The sequence below is a fragment of the Kitasatospora cystarginea genome, from assembly GCF_039533515.1.
Classification (GTDB): domain Bacteria; phylum Actinomycetota; class Actinomycetes; order Streptomycetales; family Streptomycetaceae; genus Kitasatospora; species Kitasatospora cystarginea.
Window position 1 is genome coordinate 67,437 of record NZ_BAAATR010000016.1, and the last position, 26,267, is coordinate 93,703.

25 protein-coding genes and 2 pseudogenes are annotated in these 26,267 nt (G+C 72.3%); 18 read left to right on the top strand and 9 right to left on the bottom strand.

Features of this window, described 5'->3' with window-relative positions; all coding sequences use genetic code 11:
* Nucleotides 1-2,463, bottom strand: a 2,463-nt coding sequence (locus ABD369_RS19005; protein ID WP_344637630.1) for a ricin-type beta-trefoil lectin domain protein, incomplete at its 3' end; no start/stop codon positions are given.
* A 707-nt stretch (nt 2,464-3,170) separates the two neighbouring features.
* Here ABD369_RS19005 and ABD369_RS19010 point away from each other — a divergent pair.
* Together ABD369_RS19010 and ABD369_RS19015 are read left to right on the top strand one after the other, a co-directional pair.
* The gene (locus tag ABD369_RS19010; protein ID WP_344637631.1) at nt 3,171-5,264 is read left to right on the top strand and encodes an NEW3 domain-containing protein; all 2,094 of its coding nucleotides are present in this window, start codon (nt 3,171-3,173) and stop codon (nt 5,262-5,264) included.
* A 62-nt stretch (nt 5,265-5,326) separates the two neighbouring features.
* Nucleotides 5,327-7,018: a glycoside hydrolase family 27 protein gene (locus ABD369_RS19015; protein WP_344637632.1), complete on the top strand. Its 1,692-nt coding sequence runs from the start codon at nt 5,327-5,329 to the stop codon at nt 7,016-7,018.
* Between the two features lie 158 nt (nt 7,019-7,176).
* Here the strand turns inward: ABD369_RS19015 and cobF are convergent, their stop codons facing one another.
* Nucleotides 7,177-7,938, bottom strand: coding sequence for a precorrin-6A synthase (deacetylating) (cobF, locus tag ABD369_RS19020; protein WP_344637633.1), 762 nt, complete (start codon nt 7,936-7,938; stop codon nt 7,177-7,179).
* 167 nt (nt 7,939-8,105) lie between these two features.
* On the opposite strand from cobF, the gene ABD369_RS19025 reads away from it, so the two are divergent.
* From ABD369_RS19025 to ABD369_RS19035, 3 genes are all read left to right on the top strand, one after another.
* Nucleotides 8,106-8,588, top strand: coding sequence for a GntR family transcriptional regulator (locus ABD369_RS19025; RefSeq protein WP_344637634.1), 483 nt, complete (start codon nt 8,106-8,108; stop codon nt 8,586-8,588).
* A complete protein-coding gene (locus ABD369_RS19030; protein ID WP_344637635.1) occupies nt 8,585-9,694 on the top strand; it encodes a DUF1648 domain-containing protein in 1,110 nt (369 codons plus the stop codon). Before ABD369_RS19025 ends, ABD369_RS19030 begins: the two co-directional genes overlap by 4 nt.
* 61 nt (nt 9,695-9,755) lie before the next feature.
* Nucleotides 9,756-10,829: an alpha/beta hydrolase family protein gene (locus ABD369_RS19035; protein WP_344637636.1), complete on the top strand. Its 1,074-nt coding sequence runs from the start codon at nt 9,756-9,758 to the stop codon at nt 10,827-10,829.
* A gap of 149 nt (nt 10,830-10,978) precedes the next feature.
* Here ABD369_RS19035 and ABD369_RS19040 read toward each other — a convergent pair whose 3' ends face one another.
* Nucleotides 10,979-11,806 carry a class I SAM-dependent methyltransferase gene (locus ABD369_RS19040; protein ID WP_344637637.1) on the bottom strand — a complete coding sequence of 276 codons (828 nt, stop codon included), beginning with the start codon at nt 11,804-11,806 and terminating at the stop codon, nt 10,979-10,981.
* A 72-nt stretch (nt 11,807-11,878) separates the two neighbouring features.
* Here ABD369_RS19040 and ABD369_RS19045 point away from each other — a divergent pair, with 72 nt between their 5' ends.
* From ABD369_RS19045 to ABD369_RS19065, 5 genes and pseudogenes are all read left to right on the top strand, one after another.
* Nucleotides 11,879-12,487, top strand: coding sequence for a TetR/AcrR family transcriptional regulator (locus ABD369_RS19045; protein ID WP_344637638.1), 609 nt, complete (start codon nt 11,879-11,881; stop codon nt 12,485-12,487).
* Nucleotides 12,488-12,686: 199 nt separating this feature from the next.
* Entirely contained in the window at nt 12,687-13,586 is a 900-nt protein-coding gene (locus ABD369_RS19050) for an aminoglycoside phosphotransferase family protein (protein ID WP_344637723.1), read from the top strand.
* A complete protein-coding gene (locus tag ABD369_RS19055; RefSeq protein ID WP_344637639.1) occupies nt 13,583-13,912 on the top strand; it encodes a hypothetical protein in 330 nt (109 codons plus the stop codon). The genes ABD369_RS19050 and ABD369_RS19055 overlap by 4 nt, the downstream gene beginning before the upstream one ends.
* Before the next feature lie 21 nt (nt 13,913-13,933).
* Nucleotides 13,934-14,401, top strand: a complete 468-nt coding sequence (trxA, locus tag ABD369_RS19060; protein ID WP_344637640.1) for a thioredoxin — start codon at nt 13,934-13,936, stop codon at nt 14,399-14,401.
* Nucleotides 14,402-14,420: 19 nt separating this feature from the next.
* Nucleotides 14,421-14,681, top strand: a pseudogene (locus ABD369_RS19065) (UBP-type zinc finger domain-containing protein); the annotation flags it as partial.
* Between the two features lie 37 nt (nt 14,682-14,718).
* Here the strand turns inward: ABD369_RS19065 and ABD369_RS19070 are convergent.
* Together ABD369_RS19070 and ABD369_RS19075 are read right to left on the bottom strand one after the other, a co-directional pair.
* Complete coding sequence (locus ABD369_RS19070; RefSeq protein WP_344637641.1) at nt 14,719-15,768, bottom strand: TIGR03617 family F420-dependent LLM class oxidoreductase; 1,050 nt, start codon at nt 15,766-15,768, stop codon at nt 14,719-14,721.
* 248 nt (nt 15,769-16,016) lie between these two features.
* A complete protein-coding gene (locus ABD369_RS19075; RefSeq protein WP_344637642.1) occupies nt 16,017-18,122 on the bottom strand; it encodes a SpoIIE family protein phosphatase in 2,106 nt (701 codons plus the stop codon).
* A 295-nt stretch (nt 18,123-18,417) separates the two neighbouring features.
* Between ABD369_RS19075 and ABD369_RS19080 the strand changes: the two genes are divergently transcribed.
* Nucleotides 18,418-18,576, top strand: a complete 159-nt coding sequence (locus ABD369_RS19080) for a winged helix-turn-helix transcriptional regulator (protein ID WP_344637643.1) — start codon at nt 18,418-18,420, stop codon at nt 18,574-18,576.
* A 78-nt stretch (nt 18,577-18,654) separates the two neighbouring features.
* On the opposite strand, the gene ABD369_RS19085 is transcribed toward ABD369_RS19080, so the two are convergent.
* Nucleotides 18,655-19,296, bottom strand: coding sequence for a DedA family protein (locus ABD369_RS19085; protein WP_344637644.1), 642 nt, complete (start codon nt 19,294-19,296; stop codon nt 18,655-18,657).
* Nucleotides 19,297-19,478: 182 nt separating this feature from the next.
* Between ABD369_RS19085 and ABD369_RS19090 the strand changes: the two genes are divergently transcribed.
* From ABD369_RS19090 to ABD369_RS19100, 3 genes are all read left to right on the top strand, one after another.
* A complete protein-coding gene (locus ABD369_RS19090; protein ID WP_344637645.1) occupies nt 19,479-20,636 on the top strand; it encodes an SUKH-4 family immunity protein in 1,158 nt (385 codons plus the stop codon).
* A gap of 310 nt (nt 20,637-20,946) precedes the next feature.
* Nucleotides 20,947-21,540 carry a hypothetical protein gene (locus ABD369_RS19095; protein ID WP_344637646.1) on the top strand — a complete coding sequence of 198 codons (594 nt, stop codon included), beginning with the start codon at nt 20,947-20,949 and terminating at the stop codon, nt 21,538-21,540.
* Between the two features lie 121 nt (nt 21,541-21,661).
* On the top strand, nt 21,662-22,189 hold the full coding sequence (locus ABD369_RS19100) for a hypothetical protein (RefSeq protein ID WP_344637647.1): 528 nt from the start codon (nt 21,662-21,664) through the stop codon (nt 22,187-22,189).
* Nucleotides 22,190-22,301: 112 nt separating this feature from the next.
* Here the strand turns inward: ABD369_RS19100 and ABD369_RS19105 are convergent, their stop codons facing one another.
* Both ABD369_RS19105 and ABD369_RS19110 read right to left on the bottom strand, forming a co-directional pair.
* Entirely contained in the window at nt 22,302-22,694 is a 393-nt protein-coding gene (locus ABD369_RS19105; protein ID WP_344637648.1) for an RNA-binding S4 domain-containing protein, read from the bottom strand.
* A gap of 55 nt (nt 22,695-22,749) precedes the next feature.
* Entirely contained in the window at nt 22,750-22,899 is a 150-nt protein-coding gene (locus tag ABD369_RS19110; RefSeq protein WP_344637727.1) for a hypothetical protein, read from the bottom strand.
* Here ABD369_RS19110 and ABD369_RS19115 point away from each other — a divergent pair.
* Both ABD369_RS19115 and ABD369_RS19120 read left to right on the top strand, forming a co-directional pair.
* Nucleotides 22,892-23,053 (top strand): annotated as a pseudogene (locus ABD369_RS19115) (alpha/beta fold hydrolase); the annotation flags it as partial. The gene ABD369_RS19110 and the pseudogene ABD369_RS19115 sit on opposite strands and share 8 nt — an antisense overlap.
* A 358-nt stretch (nt 23,054-23,411) precedes the next feature.
* Complete coding sequence (locus ABD369_RS19120) at nt 23,412-23,783, top strand: hypothetical protein (RefSeq protein WP_344637649.1); 372 nt, start codon at nt 23,412-23,414, stop codon at nt 23,781-23,783.
* A gap of 22 nt (nt 23,784-23,805) precedes the next feature.
* Here the strand turns inward: ABD369_RS19120 and ABD369_RS19125 are convergent, their stop codons facing one another.
* Entirely contained in the window at nt 23,806-24,609 is an 804-nt protein-coding gene (locus tag ABD369_RS19125) for a TetR/AcrR family transcriptional regulator (RefSeq protein WP_344637650.1), read from the bottom strand.
* 26 nt (nt 24,610-24,635) lie between these two features.
* On the opposite strand from ABD369_RS19125, the gene ABD369_RS19130 reads away from it, so the two are divergent.
* Together ABD369_RS19130 and ABD369_RS19135 are read left to right on the top strand one after the other, a co-directional pair.
* Nucleotides 24,636-25,061: a PNPOx family protein gene (locus ABD369_RS19130; RefSeq protein ID WP_344637651.1), complete on the top strand. Its 426-nt coding sequence runs from the start codon at nt 24,636-24,638 to the stop codon at nt 25,059-25,061.
* Between the two features lie 242 nt (nt 25,062-25,303).
* Nucleotides 25,304-26,260, top strand: a complete 957-nt coding sequence (locus ABD369_RS19135; protein WP_344637652.1) for an alpha/beta fold hydrolase — start codon at nt 25,304-25,306, stop codon at nt 26,258-26,260.
* Nucleotides 26,261-26,267: the final 7 nt, after the last annotated feature.

Consider the following 26,267-nt stretch of genomic DNA (forward strand, 5'->3'; position numbering starts at 1 on the left):
GTAGGCCGGGTCGTCGAGGCAGCGGCCGGACTGGGTGCTCTTCAGGGCGCCGTCCGGTTGGGGCGTCCACTGCTGGTTGGTGCCGCCGTTGCAGTCCCAGATCTCCAGCCGGGTGCCGTTGGTGGTGGCGTAGGCCGGGTCGTCGAGGCAGCGGCCGGACTGGGTGCTCTTCAGGGCGCCGTCCGGTTGGGGCGTCCACTGCTGGTTGGTGCCGCCGTTGCAGTCCCACAGCTCGACCAGGGTGCCGTTGGCGGTGCTGCCACCGGTGACGTCGAGGCACTTGCCACCCAGGGTGAGGGTGCCGTTGGTCCAGGTCCACGTCTGTGCGGCGCCGCCGTTGCAGTCCCAGAGCTGCACCGCGGTGCCGTTGGCGGTGGAGTTGCCGTCGTCGAGGCACTTGCCGGGCAGGGCGGAGGTGACCGGGCCGGTGTGGGTGGAGGGCGTGCCGGGGGTGAGGGTGAAGTCGTCGAACTGGTCGGTCCGGTAGTCGGTCACGCCGAGGCCGGCCTGGCCGTTGGTGAAGCTGCCGTCGGTGGCGCTGCCGACGACGGTGCCGTCGATGGTGGCCGTGAGGGTGGTGTCCTGGAGGGAGAGGGCGACGGTGTGCCAACTGCGGGTGCCGAGGGCGGTGGTGGAGCCGCTGGCGAGGGTGGTGAAGTTCCAGCCGGTGTCGCTCTTGTCGATGGACCAGGCGCCGGTGTCGCTGACGCGCAGGTGGTAGGCGTTGAGGCCGTTGTTGTTGCGGCCCTGCTGGTTGACCCGGCCGAGGAGCTCGATGGTGCTCGACTGCTCGAAGAGGGTGTCGGCGGTGACGGTGTAGTTGGACCAGCTGCCGTCGCCCATCATCGTGTAGGGCGCGTCGTAGGACTCGCCCGTCCAGCGGATCGGCGTCGTCGGGGCCATCTGGCGCAGGCAGGTACCGGTGCGGCCGCCGCCGCACGGGACGGTCTGGAAGGCGCCGTTCATGTCCGTGAAGTACTTCGGGGACGTCGTGGTGGCCGTCGTCTCGAAGTCGTCCGCGTAGGGCAGTTCGAGCGGCGCGGCGGTGGGCGGGGTGGCGGTGCCCTTGCCCTGACCGGTGGTGGTGGTGACGGTGTAGACGTGGCCGGGCTGGAGGGTGAGCGTGTAGCTGCCGTGGGCCGGAGCGATGTCCTGGGTACGGACGAACCAGTCGGCCGGGTCGGCGGAGTTGAGGTTGGTGGCCCAGACGTGGACCTTGCCGGTGGACAGGCCCCCGGTGACGGTGAACTTCGCGCTCTGGGCGGTGGTGGCGTCCATGGTCTCGATGACGGTGCTGTAGTCCCTGTCGTTCGGGGACTTCAGGGTCACGTAGCTGCCGTTGGTGCGATCTCCGCCGAGGTAGCCGCCGGCGGAGTCGATGTAGTGCCAGCCGGGCTCGGCGAACTGGGCGGTGTGCGCGGTGACCCAGGTGGTCTTGCCGATGGTGTAGCTGCCGGACCAGGGCTGGTCGGCGATCGACATGCCGTCGGTGGAGAAGTGGAGGTTGGGGTAGAGCGCGGCGATGACGGGCCAGTTGATGAACGAGGTCATCTTCCCGTCGAGGTAGTCCCGGTTGATCGCGCGCGCCACCGAGGTGGCGCCCTCGTTGGCGTCCTCGGAGCCGTTCTCGCTCGCCCACAGCGGCTTGCCCAGCGCCTTGGCGTTCGCGGTGCTGGGGCAGGAGTTGAAGGAGCCGAGGTAGCCGCAGGGGTAGTGGACGCCGACGATGTCGACCGCGTTCCTGAACGCCGGGTCCTTGGCCATGTCGTCGGCCACGGCCCAGGTGTCGTCCGCGGCGACCACCTTGGTGCCGTAACCGCGAGAGGTCAGCGCGGCCTTGAGGTTCTCGTACCAGGTCTTGTCGTAGCCGCGCTCGTTCCACCCGCCGAGGTAGTCGACGGTCAGGTGGTGCTTGGCGGCGCACCCCATCCAGGACATCAGGTAGTCGATGGTGTCCTGGGACCAGAAGTTGCCGCCGCCGATCCAGCCGGGGGCACCCCAGGACAGGCCGTAGAACTTGATGCCGGGGTTGCGGGCCTTGGCCTGCTCGGCCAGCCACCACTCGTAGCCCTGGTCGCAGTCGACGGTGCCGGCGGTGTGCTCGATGCTGGGCTCGGCACCGTCGGTGGAGTTGGTGTCGCCCCCGACCTCCAGCTTCAGCACCTGCAGCGAGGCGCCGTAACCGGGCTTGAACAGGTAGTCGAGCAGCTGGCTGCGCTGCGGCTCCGGATAGTCGACCAGCAGGCGTGAGTTGCCGCCGCCACCGGAGATCGCGCCGACGCCGTCGAAGGTGAGGCCCGGCTCGGTGCCGTCGACGGCGATGGCGGTGGAGGTGGCGGCCGTCGCGGAGGCGGGGGCGGCCTGGGCGACCGGTGACGTGGCCGCGCCGCTGAGCGTGCCCAGGAGCAGTAGGGCTGCGCCGAGGGCGGCGCGGCATGTCGAAGACAGGCGGCTGCGACCCATGGGTGGTCTCCAGGATGGTGGTGAGGGTGGGAAGTTGAGGTCGAGTGGTGCTCAATATGAAGGCCAGATGAGCAATAGTCAACAAGTTCTAACAGAAACGCACGATGGGCGGTACATTGACACGCACCCTCCCGAGCATGGGCGCGTCCGGGGGTGCGGCGCCGGCCCGCTCCTGCAGCCGGACGGAACCGGTTCGGAATGTCCGGCGATTCGTCGGCTGCGGCCTGTGGTGGAGCAGCGGGCGCGAGCGCGGACTTCGTGCTCCGCCGGGGTCTCGTGGACGGGCCCATCCGCCTGGTCGGCGTGATCGGCCGAACTCCCGCTCCGTGCTGATCACTTGTGTGCGCGCCACGCGACACGATCCGAGGCTCAGGTCCCATCGCGAGGTGACTCCTACCGGCTCACTCCGTAGTCGTGCCGGTCGGAGGGCGGCCCGTTCACGGCTGCACGCCCAGCGCAACCCGTGCGGTGCGACACCGGTCGGCTCATGGGGCGTCAGCCGGGGTGCCATTGCGGCGAGTCGGGAGGGAGCCGGCTCCAGAAGTAGCGCCGCCGTCCAAAAACGCCCTGCTCGGTCATGTCAACGTGCCGCGCTGTTGCGTTGAGTATTGACGGTTTCTGTTGACTTTGGTTCGCTTGGCCACGCCCTGCGCAAGGCAACAGCTCCGCCGCATACCGTCCGCCACCCTTCGGACTCAGGAGAACCGATGCGCAAGACGTGGGCTGCGCTGGTCGCGGCCACGCTGGCGGCCGCACCCCTCGCGGCCGTCCCCCTCACCGCCACACCCGCCGCCGCGATCGACAACGGCCTGGCGCTCACCCCGCCGATGGGCTGGAACGACTGGAACGCGTTCGGCTGCGACGTCAGCGCGAAGCTGGTCGAGCAGACCGCCGACCGGCTCGTCTCCAGCGGGCTCAAGGCCGCCGGATACCAGTACGTCAACATCGACGACTGCTGGCTCACCAAGTCCCGGGACGTGAGCGGCAATCTGGTGCCGGACCCGGTCAAGTTCCCCGACGGCATCAAGGGCGTCGCCGACTACGTGCACAGCAAGGGCCTCAAGCTCGGCATCTACCAGAGTGCCGGCACGATGACCTGCGCCGGCTACCCCGGGAGCCTCGGACACGAGCAGCAGGACGCAAACTCCTTCGCCTCCTGGGGAGTCGACTATCTGAAGTACGACAACTGCTACAACATGGGCCTGCCCGGCAAACAGCGCTACCAGGCGATGGGCGACGCGCTGGCCAGGACCGGCCGGCAGATCGTCTACAGCCTCTGCAACTGGGGCGAGGAGTCCGTCGCGTCCTGGGGCGGCTCCGTCGGCAACCTCTGGCGCACCACCGGCGACATCGACGCCTCCTACGGCCGGATGCTGTCCATCGTCCACCAGAACATGCCGCTCGCCGCCTCGGCGAAGCCGGGTGCCTGGAACGACCCGGACATGCTGGAGGTCGGCAACGGCATGACGCCGACCGAGGACCGCACCGAGTTCTCGCTCTGGGCCGAGATGGCCGCGCCGCTGATCGCGGGCACCGATCTGCGCACCGCCAGCCCGGCCACCCTGGCGATATACGGCAACCGCGAGGTCATCGCCGTCGACCAGGACCAGCTCGGCAGGCAGGGCGTGCCGGTGAGCACCACCGGTGGGCTCGACGTCCTGGCCAAGCCGCTCGCCGACGGCAGCGTCGCGGTGACCCTGTTCAACGAGAACACCGCGCCCGCCGTCATGTCCACCACCGCCGCCGCCATCGGGCTGCCGCGCGCCAAGGGCTACACGCTGCGCGACCTCTGGGCGCACCGCACCACCGAGACGGCCGGCACGATCAGCGCCAACGTACCGGGACACGGCACGGTGATGTACCGGGTCGCGCCCACCCGGACGCCCGAGCGGTACGCCCCCGACCTGGTGCTGCGGACCAGCACGCCGGAGTGGTCCGCGGGCAGCACGGCCACCGTGACCGCGACCCTCGTCAACAACGGCGTCGGCGCCGCGCGCCACGTGGCCGTCGGGCTCGACGCGCCGAACGGATGGACCGTCAAACCGACCACCGGTACCGGGTTCCCGCGGTTCACCGGCGGCGAGCAGGCCACCGTCCGGTTCCAGGTCACCGCGCCCGCCGTGCTGCCGGCGCCGATCACCCACGCCAGCGTGACCGGCACGGTGACCGCCGACACCCCCGCCGGGGTCGAGAGGACCGGCTCGCCGCAGCAGGTGGAGCTCTCCGCACCCGTCCAGGCGCCGCTGCGGACCTTCACCGACAACACGGCGGTCTTCGGCGCCCAGAACGGCAGCTTCGCGATCGACGGCGCCGGCGCCGACCTGTACTACGGCGTCGACCAGTACAGCGCCATCTACCGGCCCGGCGCCGAACACGACGGCTCCACCACGGTGGTCAAGCTCACTGCCCAGGCCTACACCAGCGACTGGGCGAAGGCCGGGATCATGGTCCGCGACGACATCACCAAGCCGAACAGCTCCCCGGGCTACGTGATCCTCGCCGAGGCGCCCGGCAAGGGCTACGTGCTGCAGTGGGACAGCACCGGCAGCGGCCAGCTCGACTCCAACAGCGCCCCCGCCAACCAGGGCAGCGGCAAGGCCGCGTACCCGAGCTGGCTCAAGCTGGTCCGCTCCGGGTCCACGTACACCGGCTACTACTCCACCGACGGAACCAGCTGGACCCAGGTCGGCAGCGCGACCCTGCCCGGGGTGGCCGCCACCCAGGACGTCGGCCTGTTCACCAGCTCGCACAGCGAAGGCACCCGCGGCGAGGCCGACTTCACCGGTTTCAGCCAGACCTGACACCCCCTGGGCGGAGCGGCCCCCAACCGCTCCGCCCTTCCTCCGACCCTCCTGGAGCCCCCATGCGCGTGCTCTCGCGCCTCCTGCTCTCCGCCTGCCTCTCGCTGTCCGCGCTCGCACTCCCGCTGCTCGCCGCCGAGCCGGCCCATGCGCTGGACAACGGCCTCGCCCGCACCCCGCCGATGGGTTGGAACAGCTGGGACACCTTCGGCTGCAACGCGACCGAACAGATCGTCAAGGACACCGCCGACTTCATGGCTGCGAGCGGGCTGCGCGACGCCGGCTACCAGTACCTCACCATCGACGACTGCTGGATGAGCCGTACCCGGGACAGCAGCGGCAACCTGCTGCCCGACCCGCAGAAGTACCCCGACGGCCTGGCAACGCTCGCCGCGTACGTGCACGGCAAGGGGCTGAAGTTCGGCGTCTACGAGAGCCCGACCTACCACACCTGCCAGGGCTTCCCCGGCAGCCTTGGCCACGAGCAGCAGGACGCCCGGACCATCGCCGGCTGGGGCGTCGACTTCCTCAAGTACGACAACTGCCTCGCCAGCGACCCGAACCAGCGGGTCGGTGACGAGAAGCTGCCGTTGCAGACCCGGGACGGCTGGATGCGCGACGCACTCGCCGCAACCGGGCGGCCGGTCGTGCTCAGCCTCTCGCTCCAGCCCGCCGCGCAGGGCGAGACGCCGTGGGTGTGGGGGAAGAGCGTCGCCAACATGTGGCGGATCGACGGCGACCGGGACGCCTCCTTCGCCGGCCTGACCAGGCTGATCCACACCGACCTGGACAAGTCGCAGTACGCCGGGCCCGGTGGCTGGAACGACATCGACATGCTGGAGACCGGAAACTACTCCTCCGCCGCCAACAACCCCGTCCAGCGCCTCAGTTACGACCAGGAGAAGACCGAACTCTCCGCCGCCGCCGTGCTGGCCGCCCCGCTGATCTCCGGAGCCGACCTGCGCACGGCCGCGGCCGCCGGCAGTTCGGGCTACCCGATCAGCCAGCAGGACCTGAGCGTCTACCTGAACCGGGACGTCATCGCCGTCGACCAGGACAGCCTCGGACAGCAGGGCACGGCCCTCTCCACCGCGGGCGGCCTGGACGTGCTGCGCCGCCCGCTGGCGGGCGGCGACGTGGCGGTGGCCCTGATCAACGAGACCTCCGCACCGGCCGTGGTCTCCACCACCGCGAGCGCGGTCGGCCTGCCCGCCAGCAGCTCGGGGTACGCGCTCAACGACCTCTGGGCGCACAGCACTTCGGTCAGTGCTGACGGCGCGATCAGCGCCACCGTGCCGGCCGGCGGCACGGTGCTGTACCGGGTCGCCGCCCGCCCGGTCACCTCCGGCACGGCGACCAAGCTGGTCTCCGCCTCCTCCGGCCGCTGCCTGGACGCCTGGAACAACCAGACCGCGCCCGGCACCAAGATCGAGATCTGGGACTGCGCCGGCGGTGCCAACCAGACCTGGTCCTTCACCTCCAACGGTGACCTTCGCACCTACAACGGCACCCAGTGCCTCGGCGGCGCGGGCGGCAGCCTGGCCTGGGGCACGTCGGTGGTGATCCAGCCCTGTGACGGCAGCGCCGCCCAGAAGTGGCGGCTCAACGCCGACGGCTCCATCACCACCCCCAGCCAGTACGGCCTCTGCCTGGACGTCACCGGCGGCAACCTCCCGTCCGGCAACGTCAACGGCACCACGGTCGAGGTCTACGGCTGCAACGGCGGCGCCAACCAGCGCTGGACGGCTCAGTAGCGGTCGCCCCGGTCACCTCGGGGGCAGGCAAGGTCGCATCGGCGGCGGTCCGGAATGCCGGGCCCCCCCCGACGGCTGTCAGGCGACGGGTGGCCGTCGAACGCGGTGCGGGTGGGGCCGCCCGATTGGCCATGGGCCGTGGCGACGGCCGGCGGACGTCAGTCGGTGGAACGGCGCAGCAGGTAGGTGTCCATGATCCAGCCCTTGCGCGCGCGGGCCTGCCTGCGGAGCTCGGCGATGCGCGGGGCGGTTTCTTCCAGGGGGCCGGCGACCAGGATCTCGTCGGGGGTGCCGAGGTAGGCGCCGTAGTGGATGTCCAGACCGCTCGGGTCGATGCCGGTGAAGGCGGCCCGGCCGTCCAGCATGACCACCACGTCGTCCACACCGTCGGGGATGCCTTCGGCGGCCAGGCGGCGGCCCGTGGTGATCTGGAGCGGCCGGCCCACGCTGGTGAGGGTGGTGCGGTGCCGGGCGGCCAGTGCGGACACGCTGCTGATGCCCGGCACCACCTCGTACTCGAACGTGACCCGGCCCCGGGCCAGGACCTCCGCGACGACGGCGATGACGCTGTCGTACAGGCTCGGGTCGCCCCAGACCAGCAGGGCTCCCGTCTCGTCCGGGCCGACGTGCTCGGTGATCAGCCGCTCCACCAGGTCGGCGCGCCGGTGCCGCCAGTCGTCCACGGCCTCCCGGTAACCGGGTGCGGTGCGATCGCGTTCGGCGTCAGGAGCGGCGACGAGCCGGTGGCCGGGCCGGGCGTGCTCGTCGAGCAGCTGCCTGCGGAGCCGGATCAGATCCTGGCGCTCCTCGCTCTTGTCGAGGATGAGGAAGACGTCGGTGCGGGCGATGGCCTTGACCGCCTGCAGGGTGAGGTGGTCGGGGTCGCCCGCCCCGATGCCGATGACGATGATCTGCCGCATGCGGTGATTCTGCCCGAAGGCGGCACGGGCGGGCACGGGTGGTCAGGGGTGCGGCCTGCGCGGCCCTGGTTCGGGCCCCCGGCGGGTCTGCCGTAGGTGTGGATCACTTGCTGACGCCTGCCTGTCTGTTCTATAAGTACTAGAGCAGATAGTCAGGCGGAGGCAGTGTGATCCTGAGCATCGATCTGAGCAGCGACGTCCCGATCTACCAGCAGATCAGGGACCGGGTCGTCGAGGCGATCGCGGCGGGGGACCTGGCCGAGGGGAGCGCGCTGCCGTCGACCCGGCAGTTGGCGGGCGATCTCGGCATCAACTTCCACACCGTCAACAAGGCCTACGACTTGCTGCGTCAGGAGGGCCTGCTGAGGCTGAACCGCAAGAGCGGTGCGGTCGTTCAGCGCGACCCGGGCTCCGGTCCGCCGCCGCCCGGGTTCACCGAGGAATGGTCGAGCCGGCTGCGGACGCTGCTCGCCGAAGCGGTCGCACAGGGGATGGACGGGACGGCCGTGCTGGAGGCCTGCGGGCGGGTGGTCGGCTCGTTCGGCACGGGGGCGGACATGGCACCGGGTACGGGGCCGGGTGCGGGACACGGCGTGGGACCGGATGTGAAGTCCGGTATGGGGCGAGGAAGTCAAGGAGAGCCGGCATGACGACCGGAACAGTTGTGGTTCAAGAGGTCATACCTTCCGTCTTGCTGCTGACGGCGTGGCTGATGCCCTCGCTCACCGGGCCGACCTTGCCCTTCGGTGTACGGACACCGCCCGCCCGAGCGCACGCCCCGGTGATCGCCGAACAGCGTCGCGCGTACCGCTGGCTGGTGGGCGGAGTGGGCGGGGTGCTGGTTGCGGCCGGGCTGGCGCTCGCGTTCGCCGATCCGCGCACGCCGCTGGCCGGCTTCACGTCCATCGGCGTTCTCGTGGTGTCCGGGATCGGGTACCTCCGCGCCCGGCGCGCGATCCTGGCCGTCAAGCAGCGCGAGGACTGGTATGCCGGACTGCGCCAGGCCGTGGTCGCGGACACCTCGCTGAGGACCCGTCCCGAGCGGTTCCCCTGGCTGTGGGCCGTCCCGTCACTGGTCGTTCTCGCGGTCACCGCGGTGGCGGCGGTCGTGCGCTACCCGTCGATGCCGGACCAGTTGCCGATGCACTACGGCGACAGTGGGACGGTCGACCGGTACGCCGCGAAGTCGGTCGGCAGCGCGTTCTCGCCGGTCTTCGTACAGCTCGCGGTCACCACTCTGCTGCTGGTGGTGATCTGGTACGCCTTCCGCTCCCGGGCGGAGCTGGATCCGGCCCGGCCGGCCGCGAGCGCGTCCCAGCACCGCCGGTACATCGTGCGGATGTCGGCGGCGCTGCTGGTGCTGACCGCCTGCGTCGACGTTACGGTCCTGTGCGCGGGCTGGCAGATCTGGGACGGCGATCGAAGCCTCGCGGTGCTGCCCGTACTGGCACCGGCCGGGGCCGGCATGGTCGCCGTCGTCGCCGTCGCGATCCGCACCGGCCGGAACGGCAGTCGGCTGCCGGTGCCGGAGGGCGAGGACGGCACGGAGCCCGCCCGGACCGATGCGGTCCACCGGGACGACGACCGGTACTGGCGGTTCGGCGGCGTGGTCTACGTCAACCGCCAGGACCCGGCGATCTTCGTCGGCAAGCGGTTCGGCATCGGCTGGAGCCTCAACTTCGGCAACCCGCGGGCCCTGCTGCCGATCGGCGTGTTCCTCGGATTCCTCCTCGTGATGCAGCTGATCGGCCACTGACCGCCGGCTCCTGATCCGGATCCGGACCCGAAAGTCAAACCCCAACTCGAAGGAGACAGAGATGCGTTGGCGTACCCGGATGACCGCTGTGCTGGTGGCCTCAGCCGCCGTGGCGGGGTTAGCCGCCCCGGCGGCGAGCGCGGTCGAGCACGACGCGGCTCTCGTCCCCGCGGCCGATCGTGAGGTGCGGTTCACCGCGGACGGCACCACTGCGTACGGCACCCTGCACGTGCCCGCCCACCACGCCGGCCAACGGCTGGCGGCGGCCCTGCTGCTGCCGGGCAGCGGCAGCACGGACCGTGACGGCAACCAGCCGCCGGAGCTCATGCCGGGAACGCTCGCGCTGGCCGCGGGAACTCTCGGCGGAGACGGCGTCATGACACTGCGCTTCGACAAGTACTTCACCGGCCGGACGGGGTCCGGTGCCTACCAGGGCGATCCCGGCCGGATCGATCTGGCGGCCTTCACCCGCCAGGCCGCGGCCGCCTACGCCACCCTTCGCGCGCAGCCGGAGGCGGACCCGCACGCCCTGCTGGTCGTCGGCCACAGCGAGGGCGGCATGCAGGCGCTACTGCTCGCCCGGACCGTACGGCCCGCGCCCGCCGGGCTGGCCCTGCTCGCGCCGCAGGACGAACACTTCCTCGACGTGCTCGACTTCCAACTCGACGCCCAACTCGACCAGGGGGCGGCGGCCGGGCAGTTCACCGCAGCGGTGGCCCAGGCCAACAAGGCGGGCGTCGCCGCCGCCATCGCGGACTTCCGGGCCGGCCGCCCCGCCGACACCAGCACCCTGTTGCCGCCGCTCGCCGCACTGCTGAACGCGCTGTTCGGCCCGGACAACGCCCGCTTCGTGCGCAGCGACGACGCCGTCTACCCGCCGGACGTCGCCCGTGGTCTGCACCGCGGCACCCGGGTCACCGTCACCTGCGGCGCCGCCGACGCCAACGTGCCCTGCACGACCACGCCGCCGCTGCTCGCCGCGCTGACCCAGGCACACACCACCGGTCCCGGGCTGCGCACCCTCGACGGTGTGGACCACTTCCTCCACCCGGCCGGTACCTCCGTCAACGACCGGATGCTCGCCCCGGCCGCCCTGGCGGCGCTGCACGAGTTCGCCCGGCCCTGGAAGCGGTAGCCAGGGTGGCCCGGTCGCCTGCCGGGTGGTACGCCCAAGCCGATCGGGCGAGTCACCCGGCAGCGCGTCCTCCGGTTGCCCGCGGGGCAACGGGCCGGGGCGCGGGACGAGTCGGCGAATCCGCCGGCGGACGGACCTGTAGATCCGGGTCAGCCGGAGCCGGTTCGCGCAGCGGTGACCACAACGGCGGTGTAGCGCATCGCGAAGCTGCCTCCCACCGAGTCGATAGCGGCCCCGATGCCCGCCAGCACCTCCTCGGACTTGGCCGGCGGGAGCAGGGTGTGGCCGCCGGTGGTGGGCAGTTGGTCCAGCCATTCGTCGCGGGTGTAGGACCGTTCCCAGTCGAACCGCCACTGCTCCGGCTCGCCGAATGCGACCGTCTCCCGGATACCGTCGGCCGCCCTGGTGGACAGCGGCGCGTATCCGTCGGAGCCGGTCGTGGTCCAGCGGCGGGAGGCGAGCGAGTCGGGCAGCACCCGGCGGTAGACGGCGGCGAAGGCTTCCCCGAGTTCGGGCGGCGGTTGGTCCACGTTCCAGAACACGGCCAGCCGACCGCCGGGGCGCAGTGCCTGGGCCGCTTTCGCCGCGCCCGCGACCGGGTCCACCCAGTGCCAGGTCTGCCCGGCGACGACGGCATCGAACGTCCGGCCGGCCGGGTCCCAGGCTTCAAAAGCCGCCACGTCGACCTCGAGTCCGCGCTGCCGCGCCCACGCGGCCATCCGCGGGTCGACCTCGACCCCGAGGACCGTGCAGCCGGCCGCCTGGAACTGCCGGGCCGCGATGCCGGTGCCGGTACCGACGTCCACCACGTCGGGCCCGGGGGCGGCGGCGACGATCGCCTCCACCATCGCGTCCGGGTAGCGGGGCCTGGCCCGGTCATAGCGTTCCGGGTCCGTGCCGAACGACTCGGCCAGTCCCCGGACTTGGTGAGGCTCGTAGCTGGAGAGCGGAGTCCGCTCCGGAGGTAAAGTGGGCATGCGCCCACTATGAGTGGGCATCTGCCCACTCGTCAACCAGGTGGGATCGATCGAGGCAAGAAGGGGTACACCGTGCCGACAGGGGTGGCCATCCACGACGTACGGCGGCAGCTGTTCGACGCCGCCGAGCGCATCCTGCTCCGGGATGGGCCGAACGCGCTGACCAGTCGGGCGGTCACCACGGAGGCGGGCTGCGCCAAGGGCGTGCTGCACCGGCACTTCGCCGACTTCGACGCCTTCCTGGCCGAGCTCGTGCAGGACCGCATCGGCCGGATCGACGGCCAGGCCGCAGTCCTGCGCGACCTGGCAGGGACCGGCACCGTCGCCGCCCACCTCGTCCGCGTGCTGACGGAGCTCTTCGAGTCGGTCGCCGTGGCCATCGTCGCCCTGATCACCTTCCGGGACGATCTGCGCGCCCGGCTGCGCAGGACCAGGCCGGCCGGAGTCCCGATCCTGACGGAGGCCGCGGCCGCGATCGCCTCCTACCTCGCGGCCGAGCGCGAACTGGGCCGCATCGCGGCCGAAGCCGATGTCGACACGCTCGCTCCCACGCTGATCGGGGCCGCGCACCTGCTGTTCGCCGACCGGAAGGGCACCCCGCCGGAGGCCGAAGCAGTCCACCGGGTCGTGACCGCCGTCATTGCCGGTGTCGTGCAGGACCCGCCCGGGCGCCCGGCGTGAACCCGCGGCCGCTCCGGGGGTTCCTGCCGCAAGGAGGCCGTGGCTCGGTGTCCGACTCGCCTTCGTGGTAAATGGGTTGACCAGCACCGCACTGGAACGGTCCCATTGCCGTCGGCCCGACAACGGTCGGCCCGATCCGGCCGCGCCGCCAACGTCCTTGGCGCGTAGTGGTAGTGGCCGACACTCCAGGAAGGTGCTCATGCCCGCCGGCAAGATGCATGCCAACGAGTCGGACATCGACGCACCGCTCGTGCACCGGCTGATCGCCACGCAGTTTCCGCAGTGGGCGGGGCTTCCCGTGGAGCCGGTCGACTCCGCCGGCACCTCCAACGCCATGTACCGGCTGGGCGAGGACATGGTCGTGCGGCTTCCCCGTATCCCGGGAGCCGCCGACGACGTCGAGAAGGAGCACCAGTGGCTGCCACGGCTTGCCCCGCCGCTTCCGGTCGCCATCCCCGCGCCGCTGGGCAAGGGGACTCCCGCCGAGGGCTATCCCTGGCGCTGGTCCGTCTACCGGTGGCTCGACGGCGCGAATCCGGTCGTCGGGCGGATCGCCGAACCCGGCCTACTGGCAGCGGATCTGGCGTCCTTCGTCACGGCGCTGCATCGGATCGATCAGGCGGGCGGGCCTGCCTCCTACCGCAGTGAGCACCTGGGGGCGCGGGATGCCGTCACCCGTGCCGCGATCGCGGAACTGGGCGGAATCGTCGGCACCGGGGCGGTGTCCGCCGCGTGGGAGGAGGCCCTGCGGGCCCCCGAGCGGCCCGGCCCGGCGGTCTGGATCCACGCGGATCTGCAGCCGGGCAACCTGCTGGTGGCCCGGGGGCGGCTCAGCGCAGTCATCGACTTCGGCTGCTTGGGCCTGGGTGATCCCGCGGTGGACCTGATCGTGGCGTGGTACGTGCTGCCGGCCGAGGCGCGGGGTGCGTTCCGGGCCGCGGTGGAGGCCGATGACGCGGCCTGGGCGCGAGGTCGCGGCTGGGCGCTGTCGATCGCGCTCCTCGAACTGCGGTACTACCGCGAGACGAACCCGGTCATGGCGACGATCGCACGGCACGTCATCGAGCAGGTCCTGGCCGATCACGATTACGCCGTATGAGGCCGTGCCGAGGCGTCGCTCCACGCACTCGTGAGATCGGCTCGGGGTGCGGGGGAGTCGACGACCTGCGCGGGCGGCCCGCCGAGCAGCGGACTACCCTGGAGCTCACCGAGGAGGGCCGCCGCCTCATCGCCGAGGATGGCTTCGGCCCGGTCTTCGGCGCCAGGCCGCTGCGCCGCTTCATCTCGCACGAGGTGGCGACCGAGATCGGCCGCGCACTCATCCGGGGCGACATCCGGGAGGGCACGACCATCCGGATCACCGCCAGGGACGGCGAGTTGGCGGTCGAGATGCCCGAGCACCCGCAACCGGTCGAGGCCACCTGAGGCCAGCCCGAGGGAGGAGCCGTGGACAAGCCGGAAACCGCCGCGACGAACGACCCGACCACCGTGCGCTGCCCCGAGTGCGGCAGGACCAACCGGCTTCCGGCCGCCTCCCGGGGCAGCCCCCGCTGCGGTGGCTGCAAGGCCGCCCTGCCGTGGATCACGGATGCCGGCGACCGGACCTTCGCCGAGATCGCCGAACTCGCCACCCTGCCCGTCCTGGTGGACCTGTGGGCCGCCTGGTGCGGACCGTGCCGCCTGGTCAGTCCCGAACTGGAGCAGGTGGCACGGGACTTGGCGGGCCGGATCAAGCTGGTGAAGGTGGACGTGGACGCGTCCCCCGAAGTCGCGCGGCGCTTCGATGTGCAGGCCGTCCCCACCCTGCTGGTCCTCGACCTGGGGCAGGTGGTGGCGCGCCAGACGGGCGCGGCCCCCGCCGGTGTGCTGCGCGACTGGGTGGAGCGGGCCATCGCCGGTCGCCGGCCCGGCTGATCACTCCAGGAGGCCCACGATGACCGCCGTACCGGATCCGCACCTCGCCCTCGTCCGTGACGTGGTGCCGCACACCCCGCAGGGCTGCGAGGAGTGCCTGCGCCTGGGAACGGACTGGGTGCAGCTGCGGCTGTGCCTGAGCTGCGGACACGTCGGCTGCTGCGACTCCTCCCCGGGCCGCCACGCCAGGCACCACGCGGGGACGGCGGGCCACCCGATCATCCGGTCGACGGAGCCGGGGGAGGACTGGCGCTGGTGCTACGTCGACGAGGCGTATGTGTGGACACCTCCGAGTGAACGGCTCCGGCGCGGCCGGCTCAGTCCAGTGCGCGGACGGCGTCCAGGACGTCCAGGCCGAGTGCCGGGTCGGCGCCGTCCGGCAGGCTGACGGAGAGCCGGGTGACCAGACCGGCGTAGCGGCGGTGGATCTCCCGGGCGACGTCCTCGACCGGGCCGGCGACCGCGAAGGTGTCGAACACCTCGTCGTCGATCAGCTCGGCCATCTCCTGCCAGCGTCCGCGTACCGAGAGCCGGTGCAGCTCCTCCTGGAGGTCCTCCCAGCCGTGCTGGGCGAGGACCGGGCGGTAGGCGGGTGTGGAGGCGTAGAAGGCCAGCCGCTCGCGTACGCCGGCCAGGTTGGCGCGCAGTTCCTCCTCGGTCCGGCCGGTGGCGGTGAGCACGCTGCCGGCGATCTCGAAGGGCCGGGCGGTCCAGGCGGCGCCGTCGGCCTCGCCCCGGGCACGGGCCTCGGTCAGGCCGGGCAGCACCTGCCCGGTCAGGTAGGCGACCGAGGTGAAGGGGTGGCTGAGGAAGCCGTCGGCGACCGCGCCGGCGGTGCGGGTCATCAGCGGCCCGACACCGGCCAGCAGGATCCGGGGCACGCCGGGGGGGACCGGGTCGGGGGAGAAGACCGGGGTCATCAGCGTGTGGGCGTAGAAGTCACCGCGGAACCGCAGCCGTTCGCCGGTCTGCCAGCTGTGCCAGATCGCCCGCACCGCGTGGACGTACTCGCGCATCCGCGCGGCCGGCCGGTCCCAGGGCATCCCGAAACGCTTCTCGATGTGCGGCTTGACCTGCGAGCCGAGGCCGATGACGGCCCGTCCGCCGGAGGCGGCGTGCAGCCCCCAGGCCTGGTAGGCGAGGGTCATCGGAGTGCGGGCGAAGGCGACGGCGACGCCGGTGGCCAGTTCGATCGTGCTGGTCCGGTCGGCCGCGCGGGCCAGCTGGAGGAACGGGTCGTACGCGGTCTCGGAGACCATCAGCCGGTCCATGCCCCGGCGTTCGGCCTGCTCGGCGGCGTCGAGGATGCCCGTCGGGTGCCCGGAGGCGAGCGCGTCGAGTCGGAAGGTGGCGCGCGGGCGGTGCATGGAGCGGCTCCTGGGTGCGTGAGCGGAAGCGGTGCCCCCGTAGCCTCCCACGCCGGTCGGTACGGGTAGCGGCCTGCCCCGCCACCGCGCAGCTCCCTGCGGCAGGCCGGCCGACGTGCTCCCGGCGATCTCCGCGGCCGTGAAGGTCCGGTCGCCGGGCCCGGGCACCCGCAGTGTCTCGTACGAGAGCCTGGAAACCGTGGTCAGCGTCCCGGGGAAGCCTCGTGATCCACGGGCGGTTCAAGGCTTCAGGTGCGTTCCGGTCCCGTGTCGGGGGCAAGGGGCCGGGCGCGGGCGATGAGCAGTGCCACGTCGTCGGGCTCGTCCGGGTTGTGCAGGCTGTCCAGGAGCAGGTCGCAGGTCTCCTCCGGCGAGCCGGGCCGGTCGCCGAGCAGGTTGAGGAGCACCTGGAGCCGGGCGTCGATGTCCTGGTCCCGGGTCTCGACCAACCCGTCGGTGTAGAGGGCGAGTTGGTGGCCGACGGAGAAGTCGACGATGACGGCCCGGAAGTCGCCCTTGCCGACGCCGAGCGGGGATCCGGTGGGCAGGTTGACCAGCTCCGGTGCCCGGTCGACGGGGATGAGCACGGGCGGCAGGTGCCCCGCACCGGCGATGCAGTACCGGGCGAGATGGGGGTCGTGGACGGCGTAGACGCAGGTGGCAATGGTGTCGTCCAGGCCGGCGGTGATGCGGTCGAGGTGGTACAGCACCTCGTCGGGAGCGAGGTCGAGATCGGCCAACGTGCGGGTGGCGGTACGCAGTTGGCCCATGGTGGCGGCGGCGTTGATGCCCCGGCCCATGACGTCGCCGATGACGAGGGCGGTCTTGTCACCGGCCAGCGGGATGACGTCGAACCAGTCGCCGCCGATGTCCACCGCCGCTCCGGCGGGCCGGTAGCGGGAGGCGATCTCCAGGCCCGGCCGCAGGGACGGATGGTGCGGCAACAGGTGGCGCTGGAGGGCGCGGGCTGCGTGGCGCTGGCTCTGGTACCAGCGGGCGTTGTCGATGGAGACCGCCGCGCGGGCGGCGAGTTCGCTGGCGAGGACGACGTCGTCGTGGTCGAAGGGGCGCGGGGTGTCGGTGCGCTTGAGGTCGAGGACGCCGATGACCTCGCTGCGGGCGATCAGCGGCACCGCGAGATAGGAGCGCAGTCCGGCCTCCGCCAGCAGCCGGGCGGCCTGGCCGTCCCGGGCGATGCGGGGCAGGTCCTCCGGCCGCACCCGGGCCACCAGGACGGGTCTGCCGGTGGCCACGCACCGGGTGACCAGCCGGTCCGCACCGTAGGCCGCCGGCTCGCCGACCGGGTCGGCCGCGAGGCCGGCCGGTGTGGGCCGGGCGGCCTTGACCGCGAGGGCCCGGAACGCCAGCCCGCCGGGCGGCGCGTCGGTGCCGCGCCCGACGCCCACGATGTCCAGGACGGATTCGAGGACGTCGACCGCCGCGATGTCGGCGAGTTCGGGCACGGCGATGTCGGCCAGCTCGAGAGCGGTGGTGTCCAGGTCGAGAGTGGTGCCGACACGTACGGAGGCGTCGGCGATCAGGGCGAGCCGGGAGCGGGCCTGAGCGGCCTCGATGGCGACCTGGTGCTGCTCGGTGACGTCCAGGACGGAGACCGCCAGGCCGATCACCCGGCCACTGAGATCCTCCAGCCGGAAGTACGACGCCCGCCAGGCGTGCTCGGTCTCCGGATCGCTCGGCGGGTAGCCGACCGAGCGCCGGTTCACCAGCGGGATCCCGTCGGCCAGGACCCGGCGCATCACGGACTCGACGGCATCGGTGTCCAGGAAGGGCAGCATCTCGCCCGCCCTCCGGCCGAGGTGCTCCTCGGCGGGCAGGCCGTCGATGCGTTCGAGCGCGGGATTGACCAGGACGTAGCGCAGGTCGGTGTCCAGCACCGCCAGGCCGACCGGGGAGTGCGAGACCAACCGCTCGGAGAGCGCCAGATCGCGTTCGACCCGCCGTACCGTTTCCCGGTCGGAGGCGAGCCCGAGGGCGTAGACACGGCCGTGTTCGTCCTGCAGCCGCACGTTGCGGAATTCGGTCAGCAGCCGGTGACCGTCCTTGTGTCGCACCGGGAAGGTGCCTACGTAGGGCCCCTCGCCCGCCATCACCCGGGCGAACAGGGTGAGAACGCGCTCGAATTCCTGGTCATCCACCAGCAGCTTCGCCGCGGGCCGGCCGAGTGCCTCCTCTGCGGTGTACCCGAACAGGTCCTCGGCCTGCGGGCTCCAGAACACGATCCGCCCTTGCGCGTCGAGCACCGCCGCCGCGATCGCGAGCACGTCCAGCAGACCGCCAGGCGCCAGTGGGCCGGCGCCGTCGAGGCCGGCCCCGGGCGGATCGCTCCTGCTCATCCCGGCCGCTCCTTCCCATCCGGCGTTCTGCCGCTGCTCCCTCCGCCGCACGCGTCAACCGGCCATTCCATGATCTCCCCCGAGCTGTCGAAGGGCAGAGCGACGCCGGACGGAGAGGCCGTCCGGGGTGACGGTGACGCCCGGGTGAAGGATCGTTCACCCGGGCGAAGGGCGCCTGCCGTGGACACTCCGTCCCGGTGCTGTGGCCGCCTGGCTCCGCCCTCGCGGACGGCGGATGTCGGACGACGGGCGCCGGGCGCCGGAATGAGCTGGCGGCTCCATCGGCGGTAGCCGCGTGTGCCGCCTGCTGACCCGTACCGTGACCCCGATGGTGCCGGCCCGGGTGGACTACGAACTGACCGTGCTGGGGTGGATCCTGCTGCCGCTGATCGTCGCCCTCAAGCACTGGGCCGAGGAACGGATCGGAGAGATCCACGCGACCCGCCGGGCGTAGGACGTCCGGTCGGACGCGGCGACCGCCTGACCGCCGCATCGTGCGGTTGCCCCGGGAGCCGCCCGTACCGGCCGCGCTTCAGTGCCTGCCGTCACGGTCGTCGTCCCGGTGTCGGTGCCCGATGACGCCGCGGCGGCGCAGCTGCCAGACGGTGAGGACGGCGATCGCCACGACGGCGAGCAGAACGGCGGTGGTGCGCCCGACGGCTCCCTCGACGCGGCTGTAGGCGGAGCCGGCGAAGTAGCCCAGCAGTGGGAAGCCGGTGCCCCAGGTCACGCCGCCGAGTGCGTTGAACAGCAGGAACCGGCGGTAGGGCATGTGCGAGCTGCCGGCCAGCGCGGGCATCGTCGCCCGGAAGAACGCGACGAAGCGGCCGGCGAAGACCGCCACCGGGCCGCGTCGGCGGATCAGGGCCTGGGCGTCGGCGAGCCGGTCGCGGTGCCGCCGCAGCGGCCGGGAGTCGAGGATCCTCGGACCGGCGCGGCGGCCGACCTCGTAACCGACCGAGTCGCCGACGATGGCCGCGCCGACCACGGCCAGGATCAGCCAGCCGATGGAGACCCTGCCCTGGTGGGCGAGGACACCGCCGAGGACGGCCGCGGTCTCGCCGGGCAGTACGAAGCCGAAGAAGAGCGCGTCCTCCGCGAAGACCAGTGCGGCGACGACGGCGTAGACCACCGGGCCGGAAAGGCCGCGCAGCCAGTCGGTGATCGAGTGCATCGGCCGCCTCCGTGCCGGGGCCCGCCGGTCCTGTCCTGCTCAATGTAACCCGGCTGGTCCGGGCCGGTCGGCGGCCCGGGGCGGGGCGAACCGGAGCCGTCCCGGCTGACCGGCGGGACGTCAGTGGTGCCCGATACGATCGGCGCTCCGGTGAAGGCGGCGGCAGGGGGAGGCGGCAGGCCGTGGACGGTGGACGGCGAACGGACGAGCACGGGCTGGTCCGGCTTGCGGAGCAGGCGCTGCCGGACGGGCTGACGCACGGCCCGACGCGGCGCTTCCTGGCCGAGCAGGGCCTGCCCGCGGCGGGAGCGGACTTGGTGTTCAACGGCCTGGGCGCAGAAAGGCTGCAGCAACTCGGCCCCGGGGAGGCGGCCGATGACGGGCGATGGCTGGTCCTCGGCGAGACCGACTACTGCGGCACCGCTGTGGTGCTGGACGGAGCGACGGGCGAGGTCCACCTCGCCGACCGGGCCGGCGGCGAGCTCCTGCGAGACCTGATCGCCTCCGACCTGCCGGCGCTCGCCGGGCTGATCCGCGAGGTCGAGTCGGTCGAACCGGCCGCCCGGCAGACCGACTCGCACGGCGGGCGCCGGGGGCCGGCCGTGGTCGGGGAGGTGATCGCGGCCGCCGAGCAGCGGTTCCGGGCCATCGACCCCAGGCTGTTCGAGGCCGACACACCACCCGCGCACTGGCCCACCGCACTGCTGGTCCGCGCCCTGCACTGGGGCGCCCGCCCCGGTGAACCGGGCACTCTCGCCTACGAGTTCGAGCCCGAGCTGGTCGCGGAGCTCGCCGCCGTCGACGGGAGCGGCGAGGTGCGCCGGTACCAGCCGCAGGAGCTCCCGGCCGGGCTCACCCACGAGCCCACCCGGCGCCTGCTCACCGAGGTCGGGCTCCCGCTCGACGGCGAGCTGTTCGGCGTCGGCGCGAAACCGCTCCGGACGATGGCCGAGGCCCACCCCGGCGCCGCCACCCAACGTGCCCACCAGCGCGACTACATAGCCATCGGCTGGTGGCCGCACGATCTCGTGGTCGCCCTCGACGGCGCCACCGGACGACTGGAGCTGCCGGACTGGTACGACGACGGCGGCCCCGCCGCCTACCTCCACCGGGACTTGTCCGCCCTGCTCTACGCCTGCTGGACGTACGGGCGGCTGCGGGACGAGTGGGCCCGCTGGGACCGCGGCGCCGGCGACTGGGAGCTGTTCGACCCCCGGGCACTGCTGGGCAGCCACGTCGACGCGATGGTCGAAGCCGTCGACCCTCAGGCGTTCGAGACCTCCGACCACTCCTGGCGGATGCTCGCCGAGGACCCGTACACCGGCGGGCTGCTCGCCTGACACCGACCGGGCCGCCCGCACTCCGGACGGACGCGCGGCCGCGGCCGTGCCGGTGCCCGACCGTGGAGCGGGTCCGACCTGCCGCGCGGGCCGCCGCGCCACGGATCGGGCCGGGCCACGAAGTTGCCGACCCCACGGGCGGAAGGCCGTGCATCCGCAGGGAGTTGACGACCGCTCGCCGTACTCCGGCCCGGACGCCCCAAGACCTCCTACCCGCTACCGGACCCGACTGTGGCGGTGGTGAGCCGAGCTGGCATGATGCGTGCCCGGCGCGGCCAGAGCTGGCCCGCGGCAAAGGGGGAGTGGGACTGTGCCGAGAACAGCGCGGGCATCCGGTGAGCGAAAGCCGGGCGTCGGCTGGGGGGTTGTGGCGGTACTGCTGCTGGTCGCGACGGGACTGCTCGTCGGCTGCGGCCACGTGGTCGAGAGCCGGGCAGGGGATCTTCGGTACGCGATGCGCGAAGCCGGTGTCGTCGGCCGGTTCACGGTGGCTTCGCATGCTCCCGTCCAGGTCACCCGGGGGCGCGTGATCTGCCACGGCCCGGTCACCGCCACTGACGGCCGGCTCCTGGAAGCCGACGCCACACTGAACTTCGACGAGCCGGTCGGCGCCCGGATCCAGGTCCAGTACGCGACCGACGGCAGCATCCACCGCGTCGGCCTCTCACCCGTCACCGAGGACCTCTCCACCATCTGCATCTGCCTGGCCGGCGCGGTCGCCGGTGCCGTGGCGGCAGGCGCCGCGCTCGGACACGCCGCTCCGGTACTCGCCGACCGGCTGGAGACCCGCGGGTGGGAGCGCCGGCTGACCGTGGGCGCCATGGCACTCGGCCTCAGCCTGGCGGCCTGCTCGGTCGTGCTGATCGCGATCTCACCGGTGGCCCGGATGGTGTCGCCGGACTGAGGAGCCCGCACCGAGAGTGATGTAACCGTTGGGAGCTGTGCGGTTGCGAGGCGTAATGGGCCGGGTGAGGCTGGCCGTCGCCGCCCATTGCGGCCTCAGTTCACACAGCAAAGGTTGTTTCATGCGCAACAAGCGGATCATCGCGGCACTCGCCGGTGTCGCGCTCACCGGAGCCCTTGCCACCACCGTCGAGGCGAGTGCGGCCACCGTGCCGATTTCGCAGACCGCCACCACCCAGGCGGGACAGACGGAGCAGATGCAGTCGCTCCAGCAGATCCACCAGCTCGGCCTGCTCGGCGACCTCTCCACCAAGGTGGACGCCGTCGCGGCCTCCGTCAAGGCCAGCCCCCAGGCGGACAAGGCCACCCTCCAGGCCCGGGTGGATGCTGCGAAGGCGGCGGCCATCGCCCTGCAGAAGCAGGCCGAGAAGGCCGCCACCAGGGAGGGTGTCGAAACCCGCAGTCTGACGTCCGACCTCGCCAAGCTGAATGCCGACCTCGCCAAGCTGCTCACCGACGTCATGGCCGGCAACGCCGCGGCCGTCCCCGGCGACCTGGCGGCGATCGCCGCAGACCTGATCGCGATCCTCAACGACGTCCTGGGTGTCATGGACGCCCCGGCGGATGCCCAGGCCACAGCCGGGCACTGAGCTAGCTCGTCCCGCGCCCGCCCCGCCACCGCGGCGAGGCGGGCGTCGGCGTACCGGAGCGCCGCCGGCCCGCCACCGTGCCCGGGTACCGGACCGCCCGGGCCCGATCGCGTCACCGACCGCGCAGTTGCTCCAGGTCGCGCAGTCGGTCCAGGTCGCGACGGTCGCGCTTGGTCGGCCGCCCGGTGCCCCGGTCGCGCATACCGACCGAGGCGACCTCCTCGCGGGCGGGCGGCGGCGGGCTGTTGTCGACGTAGCACTCGGCGGCGACGCTCGCACCGACCCGCTTGCTGATCACCCGCGAGACAACCACGATCCGCTCCCGGCCCTCGTGCTGCAGCCGCACCTCGTCCCCGGGACGCACCAGCTGCGCCGGCTTGACGCGCGTGCCGTTGACCCGGACGTGTCCCGCCCGACAGGCGGTCGCCGCCAGCGAACGGGTCTTGGTCAGCCGGACCGACCAGATCCAGCTGTCGACGCGCACGGTTCCCTCGTCCGAACTCATACCTCAGACCTTAGGCCCTGTGCGCTGCGGTCAGGACGGCGGTCCCGGCATCCTGTCAGCGGCCGAGGGCGCTGTCGCCCTGCCGACCGATGCCGCGCAGCAGGGTGTCGACCACCAGCCTCGCCGACTCGTCCGCCTCGTCGGCGCCGTCTGCGTGCTCCAGGCGGTTCTGGGCGGCCTCGTGGATCAGGGCGTAGTACGTCAAGTGCCTGCTGGACGGCGCCGAGCCGAGCCCGCAGGTGGCCGAGCTGCTGACCGGCGAGCACTGGCGGCTGGTGGAGATGGATACCGGCCACTGGCCGATGTTCTCCCAGCCGCTCGAGCTGGCGCGCGTCCTCCTCGGCGCGGCCGCGAGGTGACCGCAGCCGTACGCGGCTAGCTCCGGCCGGGCAAACGTCGACACGCGGTGCCGGCGTGTCCAGAGTCCGATGACCCATCAACATGCGTAACCAGACAAACCGTTGGTGCTTCCTCGGGACAGGTACGGGTCCGGTCCGGTCGGCTGCCGATCTGCAGCACCAGGCTGCGCCGACTGATCCTGGCCTGGTGCCTGGTGCCTGGTGCCTGGTGCCTGGTGCCTGGTGCCCGGTGGAGGCGGGCTGACGTGCCTCGGCTGCGGTGAGGAACCGCTCGAGGTGGCCGCAGGGCGGTTCCTTCCCGGATGTGCGGGCGAGCCCCCGGAGCAGTGGGCGCGATGGCCGTTACCGTTCCATCGTGATGAACCACCAACCGGACGAGGATCCGGACGCCACCGTGGCCCGCGAGGCCATCGACGAGTACCTCACCGCGCGCTCCGAGCACTGGCGGCAGCTCGCCATTGCGACCCGCGACAGCGACCGGCAGGCCACCTACCACGCTGCCGAGAACCGGCTGACCCGCTGGCGAGAGCAGGGCACCCTGGACAGCTGGGTCGCCAACGACGTGCTCGAGGCCGTGAAGCAGAACGCGGCGCGCGAGCGTCTCGAGGCGATGGCGACGCCGGTGGGGGGTGCCGTGATCGAGGCCGCCACCCAGCGGGTGCAGGCGATCCGGCGCTGGTGCCGCACCCAGGGGTTCGTCCTCGCCGACGACGTGGCCGAAGGGGAGTAGGACCGGCCGAAGCCCGGCCGGGTCAGCGCGTTGTCTCCCAGACGCCCGTGAAGATCCCGCCCAGTTCCTCCTGTGCGGTGGGCGGACCGGGGAGCGGCCGGGGTGGACCGGAGCGGAACGAGTCGAGGACGATGGCGAGGTAGCGCCGCCAGGCGTCCGGGTGGACGGTACTGAAGGCGGGTACCGCCCGGCAGATCGGGCCCATCACGACCAGCAGGTCGATGGGCGTGACGTCGGTGCGCAGGGTGCCCTGCTCCTGGGCGCGGGTGACCAGGGTGGCGACGGTCCGAGTGTTGCGCTCGATGGTGTCGGCGAGCGCTTGGATGTCCGGGTTGCTCATGGTGACCAGGTCGTTGATCCCCCGGTCGGCGGCGACCAGGGCGAAGACCCGCTCGAAGTAGCGGGTCAGCGCGGTCCAGCCGTCCTCGATCGCCAGTACTTTCTCGGCGGCCGCCGCGAGCCCGGCCAGTGCCTCGGCGAACACCTCCTCGATCAGCGCGTCCCGGGTGGGGAAGCGCCGGTAGAGGGTCGCGTTGCCGACACCGGCCCGGCGCGCGATCAGGTCGAGCGGCGCGGCGAGGCCCTGTTCGGCGAACACCTCGCGGGCGGCGGCCAGCAGCAGCTCCCGGTTGCGCTGGGCGTCCCGCCGTAGGCCGAGGGCCGCGGCGGCTCCGGTGCCCGTCGCCGTCCCTGTCGCGCCCGCCCCGGACCCCCCGTGCGCCGAGGCGCCTTTGGTGGTCGCGGCGGACGCGGTGGCCCGGGTGCGCCTCCTGGTCGCCCCCGGGGTCTTCGGGCGGTCCGCCTGCTGGTCGGCGTGCTGTGCCATGCCCCGACCCTAACAGCATTCGGGGAGTGCTCCCCGGTTGCGCTACAGTCGATCTGCTCACCGCCGCCGACGCCGACGGCACACCGCTCACCGCACCGACCTGGGTGGTGTCGGACGGCGCGGCGATCGGGATCTGGGTCCCCACCGCCAGCCGGGCCGTCCGGCAAGTGCTGCGGCGCTCGCCGGTGTTCGTCGTCCCGTGCGACGGCCACGGCAGGCCGACCGGTGCCCCGGTGCTCGCCCGCGCCGCCGTCTGCAACCCGGAAACCACGGCGCGCTACCGGACTTCGCTCATCAACAAGTACGGTTTCACCGCCCTGCTCCGGCTGGCCCGGGCCCGCCTGCGCGGCGGTCTGGAGGGCACCGTCGGCCTCCGGCTCACCCTGGTCGACTGGGAGCGCCTGCTGGCCGGCGAACCCTGGCGGCCGTCGGGCTGGTACTGCCTCAACTAGGTACCGTCCGTTCGAATTGCGGACAGGGGAACCGCGTGACCGGCACCGCGCCGCCGGCCACGCGGTTCCCACTCGCCGCCGCTCCCCGGAGGAATTCACCATTTGGTGGTAAGCACCCGCCGTTGTGCGCGCCACGAGCCCGGGCGACCCTAGGCTCTGATAGTCAGTCAGTCGCTGCGCCCCGGGTGGCCCGGTCATCTCCGGTGCAGCCCGCACCCCTTGGCGATAGAAACGAGGACTTCGTGTCGCTGGCAGCCCCGCCCCGCGCCGCCGCGCGTTCCACCGCCTTTCCGGCCGAGGTGTCGCGCCACCGCTGGCAGGGCTACCACTGCGAGTCGCGGCTGGTGCGGACGAGCGCGCCGCGCATCGCGCCGGTGCTGCTGATCGGCGGCGCGTTCCAGACCAAGGAGACCTGGGGCCGGTTCGAGCGCGAGTTCCTGGCCCACGGGGACGTGCTGACGGTCGATCCACCGGGCTGGGGCGCGGGCGGCATCCTCCCGGACCGGTACGGTGCCGACTTCCTCGCCGACGCGCTCAGCCACATGCTCGACGAGACCGGGCTGGCGTCCGTCAACATCGTCAGCGGCTCGTACGGCACCGCCATCGCCTACCGGCTGGCCCAGCGCCACCCCGAACGCGTGCGGCGGGTAGTACTCATCGGCACCATGACGTCCATCCCCGAGCACGCCCGGATCGCGATGCGCCGGACCATGGACCTGCTCGCCGAGCGGCGGATGCAGGAGTTCGCCGAGGCCTCGGTCGAGATGCTGATGAACGCCGACGGCGGTGCGTCCGTCACCGCCGGGGCCAAGGTGCGTCGGTTCCTGCTGCGCCGGCTGCTCAACCTGGGCGCCGACGAGGCCGAGCAGGCCTTCGCCAACACCCACCGCCTGCTCAGGCACGAGATGGTGGACCCGAGCCGGGCCCCGGCCGCGCCCGTCCTGGTCACCACCGGCGAACACGACACCTTCACCACACCGGACCTGTGCCGGGCGCTGGCCGCCACCTGCCGGGACAGCTGGTTCGCGGAGGTGGCCGACGCCGACCACATGCTGCACCTGGAGCGGACCAGCGAAGTCGCCGACCTGGCGACCAGGTTCCTCGCGGCGGAGCCGCTGGCCGGGCTCGCCTACTGCCGCAGCGTCGAGCGGATCTCCGGGCCCGCCGCGTTCCGCCGCGCCGGGGCCGTGACCGGCTAGGGCAGCC